14 protein-coding genes are annotated in these 17,190 nt (G+C 67.4%); 9 read left to right on the top strand and 5 right to left on the bottom strand.

The genetic code is table 11. From position 1 onward, the window contains the following. Positions 1 to 270 precede the first annotated feature (270 nt). Complete coding sequence (locus tag AB4851_RS00340; RefSeq protein ID WP_414447953.1) at positions 271 to 1,881, bottom strand: DUF2957 domain-containing protein; 1,611 nt, start codon at positions 1,879 to 1,881, stop codon at positions 271 to 273. Positions 1,882 to 2,642: 761 nt separating this feature from the next. On the opposite strand from AB4851_RS00340, the gene AB4851_RS00335 reads away from it, so the two are divergent. The 7 genes from AB4851_RS00335 to AB4851_RS00305 all read left to right on the top strand — a co-directional run bounded on the left by AB4851_RS00335 (position 2,643) and on the right by AB4851_RS00305 (position 10,824). Continuing rightward, positions 2,643 to 2,957 (top strand): GntR family transcriptional regulator, encoded by a 315-nt coding sequence (locus tag AB4851_RS00335; protein ID WP_414447952.1) that lies wholly within the window; start codon positions 2,643 to 2,645, stop codon positions 2,955 to 2,957. A 306-nt stretch (positions 2,958 to 3,263) separates the two neighbouring features. Beyond that, positions 3,264 to 4,697 (top strand): MFS transporter, encoded by a 1,434-nt coding sequence (locus AB4851_RS00330; protein WP_414447951.1) that lies wholly within the window; start codon positions 3,264 to 3,266, stop codon positions 4,695 to 4,697. 144 nt (positions 4,698 to 4,841) lie between these two features. Further along, positions 4,842 to 5,831 carry an amidohydrolase family protein gene (locus AB4851_RS00325; RefSeq protein WP_414441546.1) on the top strand — a complete coding sequence of 330 codons (990 nt, stop codon included), beginning with the start codon at positions 4,842 to 4,844 and terminating at the stop codon, positions 5,829 to 5,831. Beyond that, entirely contained in the window at positions 5,828 to 6,949 is a 1,122-nt protein-coding gene (locus tag AB4851_RS00320) for a maleylacetate reductase (protein WP_414447950.1), read from the top strand. Before AB4851_RS00325 ends, AB4851_RS00320 begins: the two co-directional genes overlap by 4 nt. Continuing rightward, positions 6,946 to 7,854 carry an intradiol ring-cleavage dioxygenase gene (locus tag AB4851_RS00315; protein WP_414447949.1) on the top strand — a complete coding sequence of 303 codons (909 nt, stop codon included), beginning with the start codon at positions 6,946 to 6,948 and terminating at the stop codon, positions 7,852 to 7,854. Before AB4851_RS00320 ends, AB4851_RS00315 begins: the two co-directional genes overlap by 4 nt. A gap of 140 nt (positions 7,855 to 7,994) precedes the next feature. After that, complete coding sequence (locus tag AB4851_RS00310; protein ID WP_414441549.1) at positions 7,995 to 9,218, top strand: porin; 1,224 nt, start codon at positions 7,995 to 7,997, stop codon at positions 9,216 to 9,218. Positions 9,219 to 9,345: 127 nt separating this feature from the next. Further along, the gene (locus AB4851_RS00305) at positions 9,346 to 10,824 is read left to right on the top strand and encodes an aldehyde dehydrogenase family protein (protein WP_414447948.1); all 1,479 of its coding nucleotides are present in this window, start codon (positions 9,346 to 9,348) and stop codon (positions 10,822 to 10,824) included. 54 nt (positions 10,825 to 10,878) lie between these two features. Here AB4851_RS00305 and AB4851_RS00300 read toward each other — a convergent pair whose 3' ends face one another. Then, positions 10,879 to 11,406, bottom strand: coding sequence for a MarR family winged helix-turn-helix transcriptional regulator (locus AB4851_RS00300; RefSeq protein ID WP_414441551.1), 528 nt, complete (start codon positions 11,404 to 11,406; stop codon positions 10,879 to 10,881). Between the two features lie 152 nt (positions 11,407 to 11,558). Here AB4851_RS00300 and AB4851_RS00295 point away from each other — a divergent pair, with 152 nt between their 5' ends. Both AB4851_RS00295 and uilS read left to right on the top strand, forming a co-directional pair. Next, positions 11,559 to 12,152: a cytochrome b gene (locus AB4851_RS00295; protein WP_414447947.1), complete on the top strand. Its 594-nt coding sequence runs from the start codon at positions 11,559 to 11,561 to the stop codon at positions 12,150 to 12,152. Between the two features lie 227 nt (positions 12,153 to 12,379). Next, entirely contained in the window at positions 12,380 to 13,240 is an 861-nt protein-coding gene (gene uilS, locus AB4851_RS00290) for a UilS family quorum-quenching N-acyl-homoserine lactonase (RefSeq protein ID WP_414447946.1), read from the top strand. Positions 13,241 to 13,312: 72 nt separating this feature from the next. Here uilS and AB4851_RS00285 read toward each other — a convergent pair whose 3' ends face one another. The 3 genes from AB4851_RS00285 to AB4851_RS00275 all read right to left on the bottom strand — a co-directional run bounded on the left by AB4851_RS00285 (position 13,313) and on the right by AB4851_RS00275 (position 17,120). Next, a complete protein-coding gene (locus tag AB4851_RS00285; protein ID WP_414447945.1) occupies positions 13,313 to 15,481 on the bottom strand; it encodes a TonB-dependent receptor family protein in 2,169 nt (722 codons plus the stop codon). 500 nt (positions 15,482 to 15,981) lie between these two features. Next, complete coding sequence (locus tag AB4851_RS00280) at positions 15,982 to 16,287, bottom strand: YciI family protein (protein ID WP_414441555.1); 306 nt, start codon at positions 16,285 to 16,287, stop codon at positions 15,982 to 15,984. 86 nt (positions 16,288 to 16,373) lie between these two features. Further along, entirely contained in the window at positions 16,374 to 17,120 is a 747-nt protein-coding gene (locus AB4851_RS00275; RefSeq protein WP_414447944.1) for a hypothetical protein, read from the bottom strand. Between the last annotated feature and the right edge of the window lie 70 nt (positions 17,121 to 17,190).

The raw sequence follows: 17,190 nt of genomic DNA, 5'->3' as shown, positions 1-17,190 counted from the left end.
GCCGTGGGTAAGCGCAATGCGGGCGGCCCTCCGGCTACCGCGTTGCGCGTAAAACCGGGCGCCCCCTCAGGCTCGCCCGGTAGAAACCGCACCCCCGCAGGTCGGGTTGGCTGGTAAGCCGTCCGTGCGATGCACGGCCCTGCGTCTCTCAGGTTCTATTGAATCAATAGGTATCCTATTGATTTGTTCACTCGGCGGACCGGCGGCAGGAATGCTGCCGCCGGTCGTTGCCGTCTTGCCGCGTGTCTGCCTGGCGCGGGTTCGACTGCCTTACTGCACGAACGCGCCCACCGTGAAGAACGGGTTGTACTGGTTGTTGTTCACCACCATCGCGTACACCTCGCCGATCTTGATCGCCCAGCCGGTGTCGCCCTTGTGGAAGATCGCGACCGGCCCGCTGCTGTTGCTGGCGTTGAAATCCTGCAGCGCCGTCACGCCGATCAGGCCCGGGGTGGCCTGCGTGTAGTCGAGCGAGAACGTGCTGGTGCCGGCCGAGGTTTGCGGATCGATGAAGCCGGCCGTTGCGCCGCTGAACAGCGTGGAGGTGTAGTTCGCGGCCAGCGTCGAGACGGCCGTGTTGTCCACGCAGTTGCCGGCGGTCGGCTCGAAGAACGTGCCGCTGTAGATGCCCGGCAGGTTCGGATGCGCCACCGACGCGTTGAAGCTCGCGTCGCCTACCGCCGGTGCGCCGGAGTTGCCCGCGTTCGCCACCACGCCGCACGCCGACGCGCTGGTCGCGCCGATGTAGCCGCCGGTGAACGAGTTCTTGGCCACGGCGGTGGCCGGCGCCAGCGCGGAGATGCCGATTTCCGCATCGGCCACCGTGTTCAGCAGGGCTGCCGGGTCGGTCGGCACGAACGCCTGCCCGACGCGAATCACGATCGGAATCAACGCCCCGCGCAGCCTGCCGACGATCATGATGCCCTGCGCCTGGCTCGGTGCGAGCAGCACGATCGGCTGGCCCTGGCCGGCGCTCGGATACGGCGAGCCCGACGAGGTCGGCTTGCTGACGAACACGTTGTCGGCCGAGCCGTCGGTGTTGGTGCGCAGCGCCCACGGCGTGCCGGTGGTGCGGCACGAGTAGTCGCTGCCCGGCGTGATGGTGCACGAGCCGTCGCCGTTCAGCGTCTCGTTCCAGTTGACCACATCAGGCTGCCAGCCTTCCGGCTTGGCCGTCTGATACGAGGTGCCGGTCGGCGACAGATGGATGCCGAGCTCGTTGTAGTTGCCCGCGACCTTGGTGAAGTCGGTTTCGGTGTCGGTGAAGCCGATGAACGGGAAGAAATCGAACGTGCGCGACGGCACCGCGCCGAGGTTGCCGAGCAGGGCCACGCCGTCGAACTCGATGGTGGCACCCGGAATTCCGCCGCCCACCACGCCGTTGCCGACGAACAGCATCGGCGGATCGGCCGGATTGACCGTCACGGAGTACGAACCATCGGCCGACGCGCCGTTGTCGAGCACGAACGCGCAGCGGTTCTGTTCGGCCGTCGGCAGCGTGGTGGCGCGGTGGAACGTGCCGGTGATGGTCTGGCCGGCGCGCGTGGTGTTGACCTGGCCGGCGCTGGTCGGCACCGACGACAGGATGAACCGCATCTGATACGTGAGCTTGGTCGAATCGAATTGCAGCTTCACGTATTCGCCGCTGCCCGAGCCGCCGGTATAGACGGTGGTGTAGTCGAGCGTATCGGGGCAGAGCTTGTTGGTGACGGTCGGGGTCGTGGTCGACCCACTGGCCGGGCAACTGCTGCCCGAGCATTGCGGGACCTGGATCGCTGCCGGCGGATCACCGCCATCGCCGCCGCCACAACCGGCGAAGAACGGAATCGCGAGCACGAAACAGGACAGCAGCGCGGTGCGCGGCTTGGTGATACGGGGCATACCCCCTCCTTGTTGATGATTCCGGGTGTCTCGATGTCGATCGGGGCGCGGGCCTTGGAATGACCCGTCGGTGCGGCGGTTCGATCGACGATGTCCGGGCGCGATGCCGGCGGCACGGGTGGTGCCGGACGGCGATCGCACTTGGAATTACGCAAGCATGAGTCGGGCGCCGTTCGCGTCGCGGGTAGCGGTGCGTCGGCTGAAAAGCGGAAAAGGATGCCGGGTCGGCGAAAGGGCGGACACGTTGCGCCTCGAGCGCGGTGTCCGATCCTGCGGGAATGACGAGCGACAAGCGCCCGGTTGGCCCCGTGTTGGCGTGCGTAACATCGATGTCTCCGTCGGTACGCGCTGCACGTTATTGGTGAAACTTGTTTCGCGAAACTATGATACGGACCGCATGGCAAGTAAATGGTCAGGCAATTCCAAACGGATCGATATTCTCGTTTCCCTTTAAATCGAAGGGCTTGGCGCGGAATTAAAACGAAGCCGGGGCGAGCTTGCGGGGGCACGAGGCGCGGGCGAGCGCCAATCGTTTCGACTGCCAATCAATCCGGCGCGATTGTGCAGTGAAGCAAAACACGGTGCGCGTCGGTTCAGCGCCGGACGAGTCGATTGCGCGACAGATCGGCAAAGACGCTTGACGCTGGATTCCGATGACGGTTTGATACCGTCATGGCAGCACGCTGGGCGCCACGGCAAATCTCGCGCCGCTTCCGGTTTTTGCCGCCGGCATGAACGGACACTCGCACAGTGGAGGACGCATGCAAGGATGCTCCGAACCCGCACTCGGCCGCACGAACGGTGCGCGCGGGCCGCGGCTCGCGCAAGATTGGCGCCCCGATTTTTCCCGGATTCGCGGCCACGTCGCGCTGGCGATTGCCGACCAGATCGAGGAAGCGATTCGCGCCGGCCTGTTTCGCCCCGGCGATCGCCTGCCGAGCCAGCAGGCGATCGCCGATTCGCTGGGCTTTCACCCGAACACGATTTACGCCGCGTTTCGCGAGGTCGCGCGGCGCGGCCTGATCAAGGGCTTCGCCGGCCGCGGCACGCTCGTGCTCGACGCTGCGCTGCGCTGACCACGCGCGCTCGCCGGTGCGCACCAACCGGCATCCCCGCCTTCCTGGTTTCCGGCACGCGTGAGTGATCACGGCGTGCCGGCTGCCGCCGTCGTGCCTTTCGCGTCGCTCTCCCTGTTGTCCTTTCGGAATGCTTCCGCTCGGAAGCCTGGGCGCCTCCGCGTAAACGCCTATATTTACTTGCAAAAGCAAATATATACTTCGACACATGTTTGCGTTTGCAAATAAATGTCGGCCGGCGGCGGCAAGCTGCCGGCCATTGCGTCAAGCTTCGCGCATCACCGCCAGACGAGTCGGACGATCACGATGAACACTTCTTCCCCGCAACACGCGCAGCCGGCGACGGTGATCGACATCCCGGCCCTGATCGATGCGCGCCCGGTCGGGCGCTTTCAGCTCGGCATCTTCCTGCTGGCCGGCGCGGCCATGATCATCGACGGCTTCGACGTGCAATCGATGGGCTTCGTCGCGCCCGAGCTGGTGCGCGACTGGGGCATCGAGCGCGGCGCGCTCGGCTCGGTGTTCTCGGCGAGCCTGGTCGGCATGTTGCTGGGCTCGCTGGCGTTGAGCGTGCTGGCCGACCGGATCGGCCGGCGTCCCGTGCTGGTGGTGTCCATGTTGTTCGCCGGCGTGTGCATGCTCGGCACCGGGCACACGCACAGCGTTGCGCAACTGCTGGCGATGCGCACGCTGACCGGGGTAGGGGTGGGCGCGATCATGGGCAACGCGATGGCGCTGGTCAGCGAGTACAGCCCGGCGCGGCGGCGCGCGTCCACCATGATGCTGGTGTCGTGCGGCTTCACGGCCGGCGCGGTGCTCGGCGGCCTGGTGTCGGGCTGGCTGATTCCGCTGGCCGGGTGGCGCGCCGTGTTCCTGGCGGGCGGGGCGGTGTCGCTCGCGATCGGCATGCTGATGGCGGTGTGGTTGCCGGAATCGGTGCAGTTCCTGGTGCTGCGCGGCCGTCGGCCCGAACAGGTGGCGCGGCTGGTGGCGCGTATCGTCGGCGGTGCAGCGGTAGCGCCCGGCCTTGCGAGCGGCGGTTTCCTGCCCGGCACGCGCGCAGCGAAGCCGTCCGGCGCGCCCGTGGCCGAACTGTTTCGAGGCGGCCGCGCCGGCATCACGCTGCTGCTCTGGGGCCTCAACTTCGCGAACCTGCTGAACCTGTTCTTCCTGTCGAACTGGCTGCCGACCATCATCGTCGACCTCGGTCATACGCGCGGCGTCGCGATCGCGGTGGGCACGCTGCTGCAGGTGGGCGGCACGCTCGGCACCATCGGCATGGGCCTGCTGATCGATCGCGCCGGCTATGCGCGCGTGCTGGTGCCGGCGTTCGTCGTGGCGGCCGCGACCATCGTGTCGATCGGCCTGCCCGGGCTGCCGCTCGTGCCGCTGCTGGCCGTGGTGACGGTCAGCGGCCTGTGCATCGTCGGCGGCCAGCCCGCGATCAATGCGCTGACGGCTTCGGTTTATCCCACCCACATTCGCGCCACCGGCATCGGCTGGGGGCTCGGCATCGGCCGCGCCGGTTCGATCCTCGGCCCGATGGCGGCCGGGCAACTGGCGGTGCTCGGCGGTTCGGACCGCATCATGTTCGTCGCCTCGGCCGTCATCGCGCTGGCCTCGTGCGCGATGACGCTGGCGCTGGCGCGCCGCCGCCGCGCGCTCCGTCCCGACGATGCGGCGGATGCCTCGCCGGCTGCCGCGCGTGAGGGCGTCGCGGCTTCGTCGTGCGGCTCGTGACGGCACGCGTGCGGCGCTGATCCGGGTGGCGTTCAGGATCTCGATGCATCACGCTTGAAATTCGTTGTACTGATGATTTATCGCGTCGCCACCGAGCCGGAGGCCCGGCGGCGACACCGGCTGCTTGAACTTGGAGAGAATGGCATGGCTTTCAGCAAGGTAGGAAAAATCGCGCTCGAGGAACATTTCGCAATCGCCGAAACGATCGAGGATTCGGCCGGCTTCGTGCCGCACGACGATTGGGTCGAACTTCGCCACCGGCTGCTCGACATCCACGAACGCCGCATCGCCGAGATGGACCGTGGCGGCATCGAGATGATGGTGCTGTCGCTGAATGCGCCGGCCGTGCAGGCGATTCGCGATTCGAAACGTGCCGACGAGCTGGCGCGCCGCGCCAACGATTTCCTGGCCGAGCAGGTCGCCAAGCGCCCCGACCGCTTCCGCGCGTTTGCCGCGCTGCCGATGCAGGAGCCGGAGCTGGCGATTCGCGAGGCCGAGCGCTGCGTGCGCGAGTTGGGCTTCGTGGGGGCGCTCGTCAACGGCTTCACCGACTCGGCCGAAGGCGGCGAGCTGTACTACGACCTGCCGCGCTATCGCCCGTTCTGGGCCGCGCTCGAAGCGCTCGACGTGCCGTTCTACCTGCACCCGCGCAACCCGCTGCCGGGCCGCGCGCCGATCTACGACGGCCATCCGTGGCTGATGGGGCCGACCTGGGCGTTCGGTCAGGAAACCGCCGTGCATGCGTTGCGCCTGATGGGCTCGGGCCTGTTCGATGCGCACCCGGGCCTGAAGATCATCCTCGGGCACCTCGGCGAGGGCCTGCCCTACAGCATGTGGCGCATCGACAATCGCAACGCCTGGGTGTCGGCGCGGCCGAACTACCCGGCCGAGAAGCCGATCGCCGAATATTTCCGCAAGCATTTCTGGCTGACCACGTCCGGCAATTTCCGCACCCAGACGCTGATCGACGCAATGCTCGAAATCGGTTCGGACCGCATCCTGTTCTCGGCCGACTGGCCGTTCGAGAACATCGATCACGCAGCCGATTGGTTCGATGCGGCCTCGATCAGCGAGAACGACCGCGTCAAGATCGGCCGCACCAACGCCGAGCAACTGCTGAAGCTGGCGCGATGAGTACCCCGAACTATGTGGCCGTGAACGCGCGACTGCCGTTCGTCTACGAGAGCCTGCCGGGCAGCGTGAGCTTCGGCCACGGCACGCGCGCCCTGGTGGGCGAGGCCGCCGCCCGGTTCGGCATCTCGCGCGCGCTGCTGCTTTACGGGCCGCCGCACGCGCAACTGGCCGACGAGCTGGCCGAGCGGCTCGGCACGCGCTATGCGGCCCGTTTCGACGGTGCGCGCATGCATACGCCGGTGGACGTGACGGATGCCGCGATGGCGATCGTCGAGGCGCACGACATCGACGGCATCGTGTCGGTGGGCGGCGGTTCGACCACCGGCTTGTCGAAGGCGCTCGCGCTGCGCACCGACCTGCCGCAGATCGTGTTGCCCACCACCTATGCCGGCTCGGAGATGACGCCGATCCTCGGCGAGACGTGCGACGGCATCAAGACCACCCAGCGCAGCCCGCGCATCCTGCCCGAGTGCGTGCTGTACGACGTGGATCTGACGCTGGACCTGCCGGCGTCGATGTCGGGCGTGAGCGGCATGAACGCGATCGCGCACGCGATCGAGGCGCTCTATGCGCGCGACACCAACCCGATCATCGCCGCGCTCGCGCTCGACAGCGTGCGCGCGTTGTTTACGGCGCTGCCGGTCATTGCGGCCGAGCCGGGCCACCGCGCGGCGCGCGCCGATGCGCTCTACGGCGCATGGCTGGCCGGCGTCTGCCTGGGCTCGGTCGGCATGGCGCTGCACCACAAGCTGTGCCACGTGCTCGGCGGTGCGTTCGACCTGCCGCATGCGCAAACCCACGCGCTGGTATTGCCGCATGCGCTGGCCTACAACGCGCCGGCGATTCCCGACGTGACCGCGCGGCTGGCGGCGGCGCTCGGCGTGGACGATGCCGGCCGCGCGCTGCACCGGCTCAATGCGACGATCGGCGCGCCGCGTTCGCTGGCCGAGATCGGCATGCCCGAATCCGGCATTGCGCACGCGGTCGAACTGACGCTCGCGAACCCCTATTGGAATCCGCAACCGCTCGACGCGGCCGGCCTGCACGGGCTGCTCGATCGCGCCTGGCGCGGCGCCGAGCCGCTCGCGATTCCCCGCAACGATGGACCCGCATCATGACCGATATCTCTCAACGTTCCGACCGCCGTTACCCGTTGTTTTCCGAAGAACATTCGGCCGAGGCCGTCAACGCCCGGATCGGCCCCGATGTCGAGCCGCGCACCGCCCGCATCGCGGCCGCGATCGTGCGGCATCTGCATGCGGCCGTGAAGGAGATCGAGCCGACCCACGAGGAGTGGTTCGCCGCGATCCGCTTCCTGACCGAGACGGGGCAGATGTGCACCGACTGGCGCCAGGAATTCATTCTGTTGTCCGATGTACTGGGCGTGTCGATGCTGGTCGATGCGATCAACCACCGCCGCCCCGGCAATGCCACCGAGAACACCATCCTCGGGCCGTTCTACGTGGATGGCCTGCCGGTGCTGCCGGCCGGCGCGAACATCTGCCTCGACGGCAAGGGCGAGCCGCTGGTCGTGACGGGCACGGTGACCGACACCGACGGGCAGCCGGTGGCCGGCGCGACGATCGACGTCTGGCAGACCAACGACGACGGCTACTACGACGTGCAGCAGCAGGGCGTGCAGCCCGACGGCAACCTGCGCGGCAAGTTCGAGAGCGGGCCGGACGGCGCGTTCTGGTTCCGCAGCGTGCGCCCGCGCGATTACCCGATTCCCGACGACGGGCCGGTGGGCAAGCTGCTCGCCACGCTGGGCCGCCATCCGAACCGCGCCGCGCACATTCATTTCATGATCCGCGCGGCGGGCTTCGAAACCGTCATCACGCACATCTTCTCTCCCGATTGCCCGTGGCTTGCAGAGGACACCGTGTTCGGCGTGAAGGAAAGCCTGATCGGCGAGTTCGAGCGGATCGAGCGCGCCGAGGACGCGGCCGCCTACGGCTTCGACGCCGATGCGCCGTGCTGGCGCACCTCGCGCCCGTTCGTGCTGCAACGCAAGGCGGATTGATGCTCGATTGACGCCGCCGCCATGACCTGACCATGCCCGCAAGGAGGTGATCGAACCGATACTCGCCCATCGCATCGCCCTGGCAAGACCGTAATACTCAATACAACTAATTATTAAGATGAAGACGGAGACAACTGGTCATGAAGCATTGCATTGCGGGCGCCGTCGCTGCGCTCTTTGCCGTCTGCGCGCAGGCGCAAGGCAGCGTGACGCTGTACGGCATCATCGACGCCGGCGTGGCGTATACCAACGACGTGCAGACGGCGAAGCCGGGCGGCCGACCGACGGGCGCGAGCAGCGTGGCGTTCGCGGACGGCCTGACGGCCGGCCTGTCGGGTAGCCGCTGGGGCTTTCGCGGCGTGGAGGATCTCGGTGGCGGCCTGAAGACGATCTTCACGCTGGAGAACGGTTTCACCATCAACAACGGCGCATTGACCCAGGGCGGCGCGGAGTTCGGCCGGCAGGCCTTCGTCGGGCTGGCGTCGTCGCACCTCGGCACGCTGACGTTCGGGCGCCAGTACGACACGCTGCTCGATTCGATCCAGCGCTTTTCCGCGCCCGCGTGGGCCGGATGGATGTCGTCGCACGTGGGCGACGTCGACGACCTCGGCCTGCTGTACCGCATCAACAATGCCGTGAAGTACGTCACGCCGGTGTTCGGCGGGTTGCGCGTGAGCGCGCTCTACAGCTTCGGCGGCGTGCCCGGCGCGTCGGGCCAGAACCAGGTGTGGTCGCTCGGTGCGAGCTACGAGCACGGCCCGTTCGGGTTCGGCGCGGGCTACCTGAACGCTCGCAATCCCAACGTGTCGTTCTACGGCAATACGCCGAACAAGGGGCTGACCTCCGCCAACAACATCGGCTCGGCCGGCTCCGCCACCGCGCCCGAATCGATGCCGGCCTTCGCCGGCTATGCATCGGCCAATACGCTCGAAATCATGGGGCTGGGCGGCAGCTACACGTTCGGCACGACCACCGTGAGTGGGGTGCTGACGCGCACGCGCTTCGATTCGCTCGGCTCGGCTTCCGGGCCGAACCCGTTCGGCTATACCGGCAATGCGGTGTTTACGAGCGCCGAACTCGGCGTGCGCACCCTGATCACGCCCGCGCTGCAAACCGGCATCGCGTTCGACTACACGCGCCGCAGCTCGGTGGACGGCGACGGCGGCGCGAAATATCTGCAACTCGACGCGATTGCCGATTACGCGTTCTCGGGCCGCACCGATGTGTATCTGGCTGCGATCCTGCAACGCGCGAGCGGGCGAGATTCGCTCAATCAACCGGCCGTGGCGACGATCGGCGGCTTCACGCCATCGGCCACCAACAAGCAGGTGGTGGTGCGCGTCGGCTTGCGGCAGCGGTTCTGAGCGTGGTGCGCCGGGGCATGCAATAACCGCCTTACATTTGCAATTGCAACTATTGCGATTGCTGGGTAAGATGCCCCGGACCGATTTGCCGATTCACGGAATCACCGAAGCTGAGGAGTGCAGTGCAATGGAAATTGACAAGCAACAGGGCGGCGCGCCGATCGAGGCGCGCCATTGGATCGACGGCGAATGGGTGGGTTCGGCCCGCACCGGCGAGAGCGTGAACCCGGCCACGGGCCGGCCGATCGGCATCTATCACGATGGCGGCGCCGAGGAAGCGGCGCGCGCCGTGGCCGCCGCCGCTCGTGCGTTCCGGGACCCAAGCTGGACGGCCGACCCGCAGCGTCGCGCGGTGGCGCTGATGCGCCTGGCTGACGCGTATGAAGCGCGCCGCGACGACATCGTCGACACCTTGTGCCGCGAGAACGGCAAGCTGCGCTACGAGGCCGGTTTCGAAGCGGGCCTGATCGTGCGCGGGCTGCGCTTCGCGGCCGGCCTCGCGCTGCAGAACTTCGGGCGCGTGATGGACCCTTACCCGGGTTTCCAGGGCATGAGCATCGTCCAGCCGATCGGCGTGGCGGGGCTGATCGTGCCGTGGAATTCGCCGGCTTATCTATCGGTGCGTTCGCTCGCGCCTGCGCTGGCGGCCGGCTGCACGGCGGTCGTCAAGATGCCGATGCAGGCCGCGCAAACGGCCGCGTTGATGAGCGAGATCATCGGCTCGGTGGCGGAGCTGCCGCGCGGCGCGGTCAACGTGTTCATCGAATCGGGCGCCGACGGCGCGCGGCATCTGGTGGAGGCGCCCGAGGTGCAAACGGTCAGCTTCACCGGCAGCACGCGTACCGGCCGCGCCATCGGCGTGGCCGCCGCCGAACGGCTGAAGCGAGTGGGCCTGGAGCTGGGTGGCAAGACCCCGCATCTGATTTTCGACGACGCCGATCTCGATGCGCTGCTGCCGGTGCTGGAGAAATCGTCCACGGTGTTCGCCGGGCAGTTCTGCATGTGCGGCAGCCGCATCCTGGTGCAGCGCGGCATCGCGGAGCGCGTGCGCGAAGGCCTCGCGGCACGGCTGCGCGCCGTGCGGCCGGGGCCGGCCGCCGACCCGGCGAGCGACATGGGGCCGTTGATCGACCGCGCCTCGCTGGCGCGCATCGACGCGATGGTCGAGGCTGCGCTGGCGGCCGGCGCCAAGGCCATCGTGCGCGGCGGGATCGTGACCGAGCCGCCGCTGGCCGAGGGCAACTTCTATCGTCCGGCGCTGCTGGAAATCAGCGACGCCTCGATCGCCATCGCGCAACAGGAAGTGTTCGGCCCGGTGCAGACGCTGCAGGTATTCGATACGGAGGACGAAGCAATCGCGCTGGCGAACGACAGCGAGTACGGCTTGAGCGCCTGCGTATGGAGCCGCGACGTCGATCGGCCGGTGCGCGTCTCGCGGCGGCTGGAGGCGGGCTTCATCTCGATCAACGGCTGGGCCAACATCGCCGTGGAATTCGAGGAAGGCGGCTACAAGTCGAGCGGGCTGGGCCGGCTGGGCGGGGTGGCGTCGCTGGAGGATTTCGTCGAGCGCAAGCAGATCACGCAGACGTACGCGGCTTCGGCCTGAGGCGCAGGCCACGAACCGTGCCTGAGGCGCCTGACGCGGCCTGAGGCGCGCGCCTCAGCCGCGCGTCTTGCGCGCAGCCGGGCTTGCGCGCTTGCGCGCCGGCGCGGCCGGTTCGGGCTCGGGCAGCGACGTGCCGATCTCGACGCTGTGCAGGTTCGTGAAGATGTGATCCATCAGCCGCTTCAGTTGCTTGAGCTGCGCGCCCTCGAGCCCGGCCGTGGCGAGTTGCTCGTAGTAGATCGCGCGCGGAATCCAGCGCTCGACCAGCGCGCGGCCGGCCGGCGTCAGTGCGATGCACACGGTGCGGCCGTCGTCGGTCAGCCGTTTGCGCGTGACGTGACGCATCGTGATCATCTTGCCGACCAGCCGCGACAGCGTGGACAGTTCGCTCGACACCATTTCGGCCAGATCGATGAGCCGCTGGTCTTCCTGCTCGCGCAGGGCGGCCATCACGCGATACATCGGCAGCGTCAGGCCGGCCTCGCGCAGTTCGGCGGTGAACAGTTGTTCCATGCGCACGCCGACCTTGGCCAGCAGGTACGGAAACGCTTCGGTGAACCGGTAGTGATCGAAATCGGGCATGTCGGGATATCGGCGTGCGTCAAGCGGAGTGATGGGCGTCGGCGGGTGCCGGGCGCCGAGCAGGAATGGAGACGAGGGTGCGACGCGCAGCGAGCCGCCGTCTGTTTGCAAATTCAATTATTGCGCGTGGCGATTATATAGGAGGAGAAATCATGTCTCAACCGCGATACCCCGGCGGCGCACGGCTGTTTCACTGGCTGATGGCGGCCATCATCGTTACCGTCTGGTTCATCGGCTTCGGCTCCTCGCACTGGCGCGGCGATGCCGCGCGGGGCGGCACGCCGCTGCTGGTGCACAAGGCGATTGCCTCGACCGTGCTGTTCCTGGTGGTGGCGCGTCTCGTCTATCGCTGGCTCAGGCGCCGCGCCTATCCGGCGCTGCCGCCGACCCTCTCGCCGCCGATGCGTGCGGTCGCCACCGGCGTGCACATCGTGCTGTATGCCAGCGTGATGATGGCCACGCCGCTGTCGGGCTGGATCTGGAGTTCGGTGGCGGGGCACCCGGTGCCGGTGCTCGGCCTGTTCAATCTGCCGCCGCTCGCGGCCGTCGATCACGCGAGCTACGACCGCTGGATGTGGATTCACCGCGCGTTCGCCTGGAGCGCCGGCGCGGTGATCGTCGTGCATGTGCTGGCCGCGCTCAAGCATCATTTCATCGATCGCGACGAGATCCTGGTGCGGATGCTGCCGGGGCGGGGGCGGCCTTCGCCGCAGGCGTTCGGCACGGCCGTGCGCGACGGCGACTGACCGGCGACCCGCCGGCATCGGCCCGGCGGCCCGTGCGGTGCGAACCGCGCGACGGCGGGGCGAAGCGCACGAAGCGGCGCATGACGAGGCGCTGTCCGAGAAACGCGGGTCTCTTGTATCATGGTCGCCCGCATCCGGCGCCAGGCCCTTGCCGGAGCGACGCTTCGGATCGCGAAGCGTTTCGCGCCGCCGGATTTCCCGCCCCTTCATTCCCAGCTTTCAATTCCATGCCGATTACCACTCATCGCACCGACAACGACATCGCGATCACGCTGCGCCGCCCGGAAACCGCGGGCGACGCGCCCGTCATCGTGCTGTGTCACGGGTTCTGCGGCATCCAGGAGGTGCTGCTGCCGCGCTTTGCCGAGGCGTTCGTCGCGGCCGGCTATGCCGCCGTCACGTTCGACTATCGCGGCTTCGGTGCGAGCGGCGGCGAGCAGGGGCGCCTGGTGCCGGCGATGCAGATCGAGGACATCGCCACGGTGCTGGCGTTCGTGCGCGCGCAGCCCGGCATCGATGCGGCGCGTATCGGCCTGTGGGGCACCTCGCTCGGCGGCGGCCACGTGCTGGCCGCGGCGGCGGCCGATCCGGCCGTCAAGGCGGTGGTGAGCCAGTTGAGCTTCGCCGACGGCGAGCAGGTCGTCACGCGCAGCATGAGCGCCGAGGAAAAGCAGGCGTTCGTGTCGACGCTTGCGCGCATGCACGAGAAGAAGGCGGCCACCGGCCGCGAGATGTTCGTCGCCATCACCAAGGTGCTGACCGACCCGCAATCGAAGGCGTTCGTCGAGGATGCGCGCCAGCGCCATCCGCAGATGGACATCAAGATCCCGTTCCTGACGGTGCGCGAGATGCTGAACTACCGGCCGGCCGCGCATGCGGCCCAGGTGGCGTGCCCGGTGCTGGTGGTGGTGGCCGGCGACGACGGCGTCAACCCGCCCGAGCAGGGCACGGCGCTGTACGAAGCGGTGGGCGCGGCGAACAAGGCGCTGCACGTGGAGGCCGGTGCGGGCCACTACGACATGTATGACGGCGCGCATTTCGACAGCAGCATCGCGCGCCAGCTCGAATGGTTCGGCGTGCATATCTGAAGCACGCCTGAGCATTCGAACCAGCGGGGGCGCGCCGGGTCATGCCGGCGCGCCCCCGTTTTCATGCGACGCTCAATAGACGAAGCGCCCCTGCACGTACACCGTGCGCGGCGCGCCGACCATCCGGCCCGCGTTGCCGTCGACGTTGCGCGTGTAGTAGCGCGCGTCGCCCACGTTATTGATGCCGGCCGTCAGCGTGCTGCCCTTCATCTTCGGAATCTTCCAGTCGGCCTGCAGGTTCCAGACGCGGAAGCCCGGCACGCGCCCGACGCTGCCGTCGGCCGATTCGGCCACCGTGTTCGCCGTGTCCGAGTATTGCGCGCTCTGGTGCGTGCTCGATACGTTGAAGGTCCACGCGCCGGTTTTGTAGCGCATGCCGAGGGTGTCGGTGAAGCGCGAATAGAACGGCACGTCGAGGCCCGCGAACTGCCCCGATTCCTGGATCGCCTTCGTGTAGGTGAAGTTGAAGTAGGCGTCGAGGCCGCGCAGCGGGCCGTCATCGGCGAATTCGTAATCGAACGCCGTTTCGATGCCCTGGTGATGCGTCGCGCCGATGTTCTGGAACGTCGCGGGCACCGAGCCCACCACCTGCAGGATCTGGTTGTCGAAGCGCATGTTGAACGCGGTCACCTCGGCGTGCACCTGGCGGCTGGTCCAGCGCGCGCCCACTTCGAACGTCCTGGCGGTTTCCGGCTGCAACGGGTTGCCGGACGACTGCGAATTGAGCTGCAGGTTCTGCACCGGGCCGAACGAGGTGCTGTAGTCGGTAAACAGCGTCAGCGTCGGCGTCAGCAGGTACGACAAATTCACGGCCGGCAGCGGCTTGTTGTTCTTCGAACCGAAGCTCTGGTTCAGGATGTCGTCGCGGCGCGTCGATTCGATGTGCTCGTAGCGGATGCCCGGCGTCAGGCGCCAGCGGCCGAACGCGATGCGGTCGTCGATATAGACGGCGTTCGCATCGGTCGAATTGTCGAAGCGCGTGGGGCTGCTGATCAGGCCGGTCAGGATCGACTGGTTGAAGCTGTTGTCGGTGCCGCGCTCGCGAATGTAGCGGTAGCCGACCGTCACGTCGTGCGCGGTCGGGCCGAGCGTCAGGCGCTGCGTGTAGCGCGGCTCGATGCCGTAGACCGAATACGTGCGCGGCTGGTCCTGCAACTGCGTGCGCGCCGCATTGATCAGCGAACTGGTGCGGTAGCTCTCGTTGTAGAAGGTTCGGACTTCGAATTCCTGGGTGGCCGAGATGGTGTTCAGGTAGCCGACGTCGAAGCCCTTGCGGTCGCCGTACCAGAAGTCGGTGGGCCGCGTGTTCTGAAACGGATCGGCGTTGTATTGCGCCACCGTCAGGCCGCCCGGCGTGTGCGATTTGACGTCGTAGTACGAGAACTTGCCGTACAGCTCGGAGCTGGGCGTCAGCTCGAAGCGCCATTTCAATTGCAGATCGTTGACGCTCTCGTCGCTGCCGACGCGCCAGTCGCGTCCGGCCATCCCCGAATACAGCAGCGCCACGCCGAGGCCGTTGTCGAGCTGCGTGCCGAGGAACGTGCTGTATTGGGTGCTCGCGCCGCCATGCGTGTAGATGTTCTCGCGCATCGTGGCGTCGGCGGTCAGGCCCGGCGTGTTCGGAATCTCGCGGGTGCGGAAGTTGATCACGCCGCCCACGTTCTGCGGGCCATAGCGCACCGAGCCGCCGCTGCGCACCACGTCGATCGATTCGATGTTGCCGAGGCTGATCGGCGCGAACGACATCTGCGGCTGGCCGTACGGCGCGAACGCGAGCGGGATGCCGTCGAGCAGGATCGTCGAGCGCGGCGCATAGCGGCCCGTCAAGCCGCGCACGCCGATGTTCAGCGAGATCGCGCTGCCGGCCGAGCCGGAGTTGTCGGTGGCCTGCACGCCGGGCACGCGGCGCAGCACGTCGCCGATGCTGGACGCGCCGCTCTGTTCGATCGTGTCGTGGTTCACCACGGTGCGCGCGCCTGCGAAGGTCTTCACGCTGTTCTGCAAGCCGCTGCCGAGCCAGTCGCCCGACACGTTGATGGCGTCGAGCGTGGTGTTCTTCAGCGTTTCCTTCAACGCTTCCTTCGGGGCTTCCTTGCGTGCTTCCCGAGGCGTGTCCTGCGACGTCGTGTCGGATTCCTGAGCGAATGCCGGATCGACCAGCGCCGCGCAGGCGAGTGCGGCGAGCGCCGCGCAGCGGGTCAGCCGGGTGGTGTCGGTGAAATGGCGGCCAGTCCTTGCCATGATGCGGTGTGTCCTGTTGTTGTGTTTCGAAACGGTGTTGCCGCCGGCTTCGCGGGTAGCGAACCTGCCGGGCCGCGCATCGTTCGCCGGGCTTGACGGCGAATGATCGGCGTTATTGGAATGAGAATCATGTCTATTTGCAGACGAATTGCGGCCGGTCGGACGAGTGTGAAGCGATGACGGGTCAGGGATCCGGGCACCACCGGGTTCGAGCGACCGGCGCAGGCCGGCAGCTACTACGGCTCGGCACGACGCCGCGGGCGCGACGGTCGTGGCGTCGTTCGCGGGTCGGGCTGAATGGGTCGATGCGTGGCTGTCGTACGGCGACGAACTGGCTGGGCGTTCCCGGCGGTCGAGCGACCGGGGAGAAATCGAGGCATCGGCACTATGCCATCGATTTTATTTCGGTATATGAAATATTTTGATGACTGCCATCTACCTGGTGGATGAATCGGGCGGGGCCGCTGGGCGCGGGGCCGGGCGGCCTGTTGACAGGCGGATCAGGCCTCGGGCGGGAAGCCGACTTTCTGCGGATACAGGTTGCTGAACGGGAGGACGCTGCGCGAGCCATACACGCCTGCCCGCGTGTACGGCTCGCCGTCGAGCCAGGTGTGCACGGCTTCGCGCGAGTCGAAATCCATCACCAGCAGGCTGCCGGCGGGGGTCTTGCCGTCGTCGCCGAACAGCGGGCCGGCAAACGCGATGCGCTCGCCGGCGGCCGACAAATAGGCCTTGTGGGCGGGGCGGGTTTCAGTGCGGAGTTCGAACGAATTCGGACGGTCGAGCAGCGTGATGGCGAAGAGCATGGGCGGCCTTGGGGCGAAAGGGGGACGAAGGCCCCAAGCCTAGCACCGCGGGCTGCTCGGCGCAGCACCGCGATGCGCCGCCGCGCTCAGATCATCGAGGCGCCGGGCGTCTTGCCCTTGCTCTTGGCCGGTGCGGCCGGCGCCGCGGTGGCGTCGACCTTGCCGCTGCCGACCTGGAACGACTCCAGTTCCGAAGTCATGCGTTGCGAGTGCTTGCCGTTGGGGTTGTCGAACTGCTCGATCGACTTCACCCAGCGGTTGATCTTCGGCACGTACCAGAACGCCTTGTAGAGCTTGCCCGACACATCGGTCGGCTTGCCGTTCGGCTGGGCCGGCGCGGTGTGGTTGGTCCACTGGCCGTTGCCTTCGATCTTGATCGCGTCGAAATGGCCGGCCGGCACGTCCACCGCCTCGTGGCCCACCACGCGCAGCGTGGTGTCGTAGGTGCGCGTGACCGCTTGCCCGTTCGGCTGCGCTTCGGTGTACTTGATACGCCATTGCTTGCCGGCCGTCAGCGGGAACGACAGCGGCTCGCTGATCACCGTCTCGACGCCGTTCAGCTCGCGCGAGCGGCTCCAGTTCGCACCGGCCACCGATTGGAGCGGCGGTTGCGTGGAGCCGGCCGTCTTGATCTCGAAGTAGATGTGATCGGCATCGGTGCGCAGGGCGACGATGCTGTCGTGCGATTGCTTGGTGGTGTCCGCGCCGGTTTGCAGCGTGTTCAGGTAGGCCCACGTATCGCCGGCCTTGATGGCGGGGGCGGCGATCGTTTCGGCGTGGGAGAGCATCGGTGCGGCCAGCAGCGCCAGCATCCAGCAAGTCTTCAATTTCATTGTTTCGGGCATCCCGGGTTGGTCCGGCGCCGATTCTATTGAGGCCAGCTTTCGACTGGCCTTCGATCGG

The sequence above is a fragment of the Burkholderia sp. 22PA0099 genome (assembly GCF_047497165.1).
Taxonomy (GTDB): domain Bacteria; phylum Pseudomonadota; class Gammaproteobacteria; order Burkholderiales; family Burkholderiaceae; genus Burkholderia.
The sequence above is the reverse complement of the archived record's forward strand: the minus strand, read 5'-3'. Positions and strand labels throughout refer to the sequence as shown.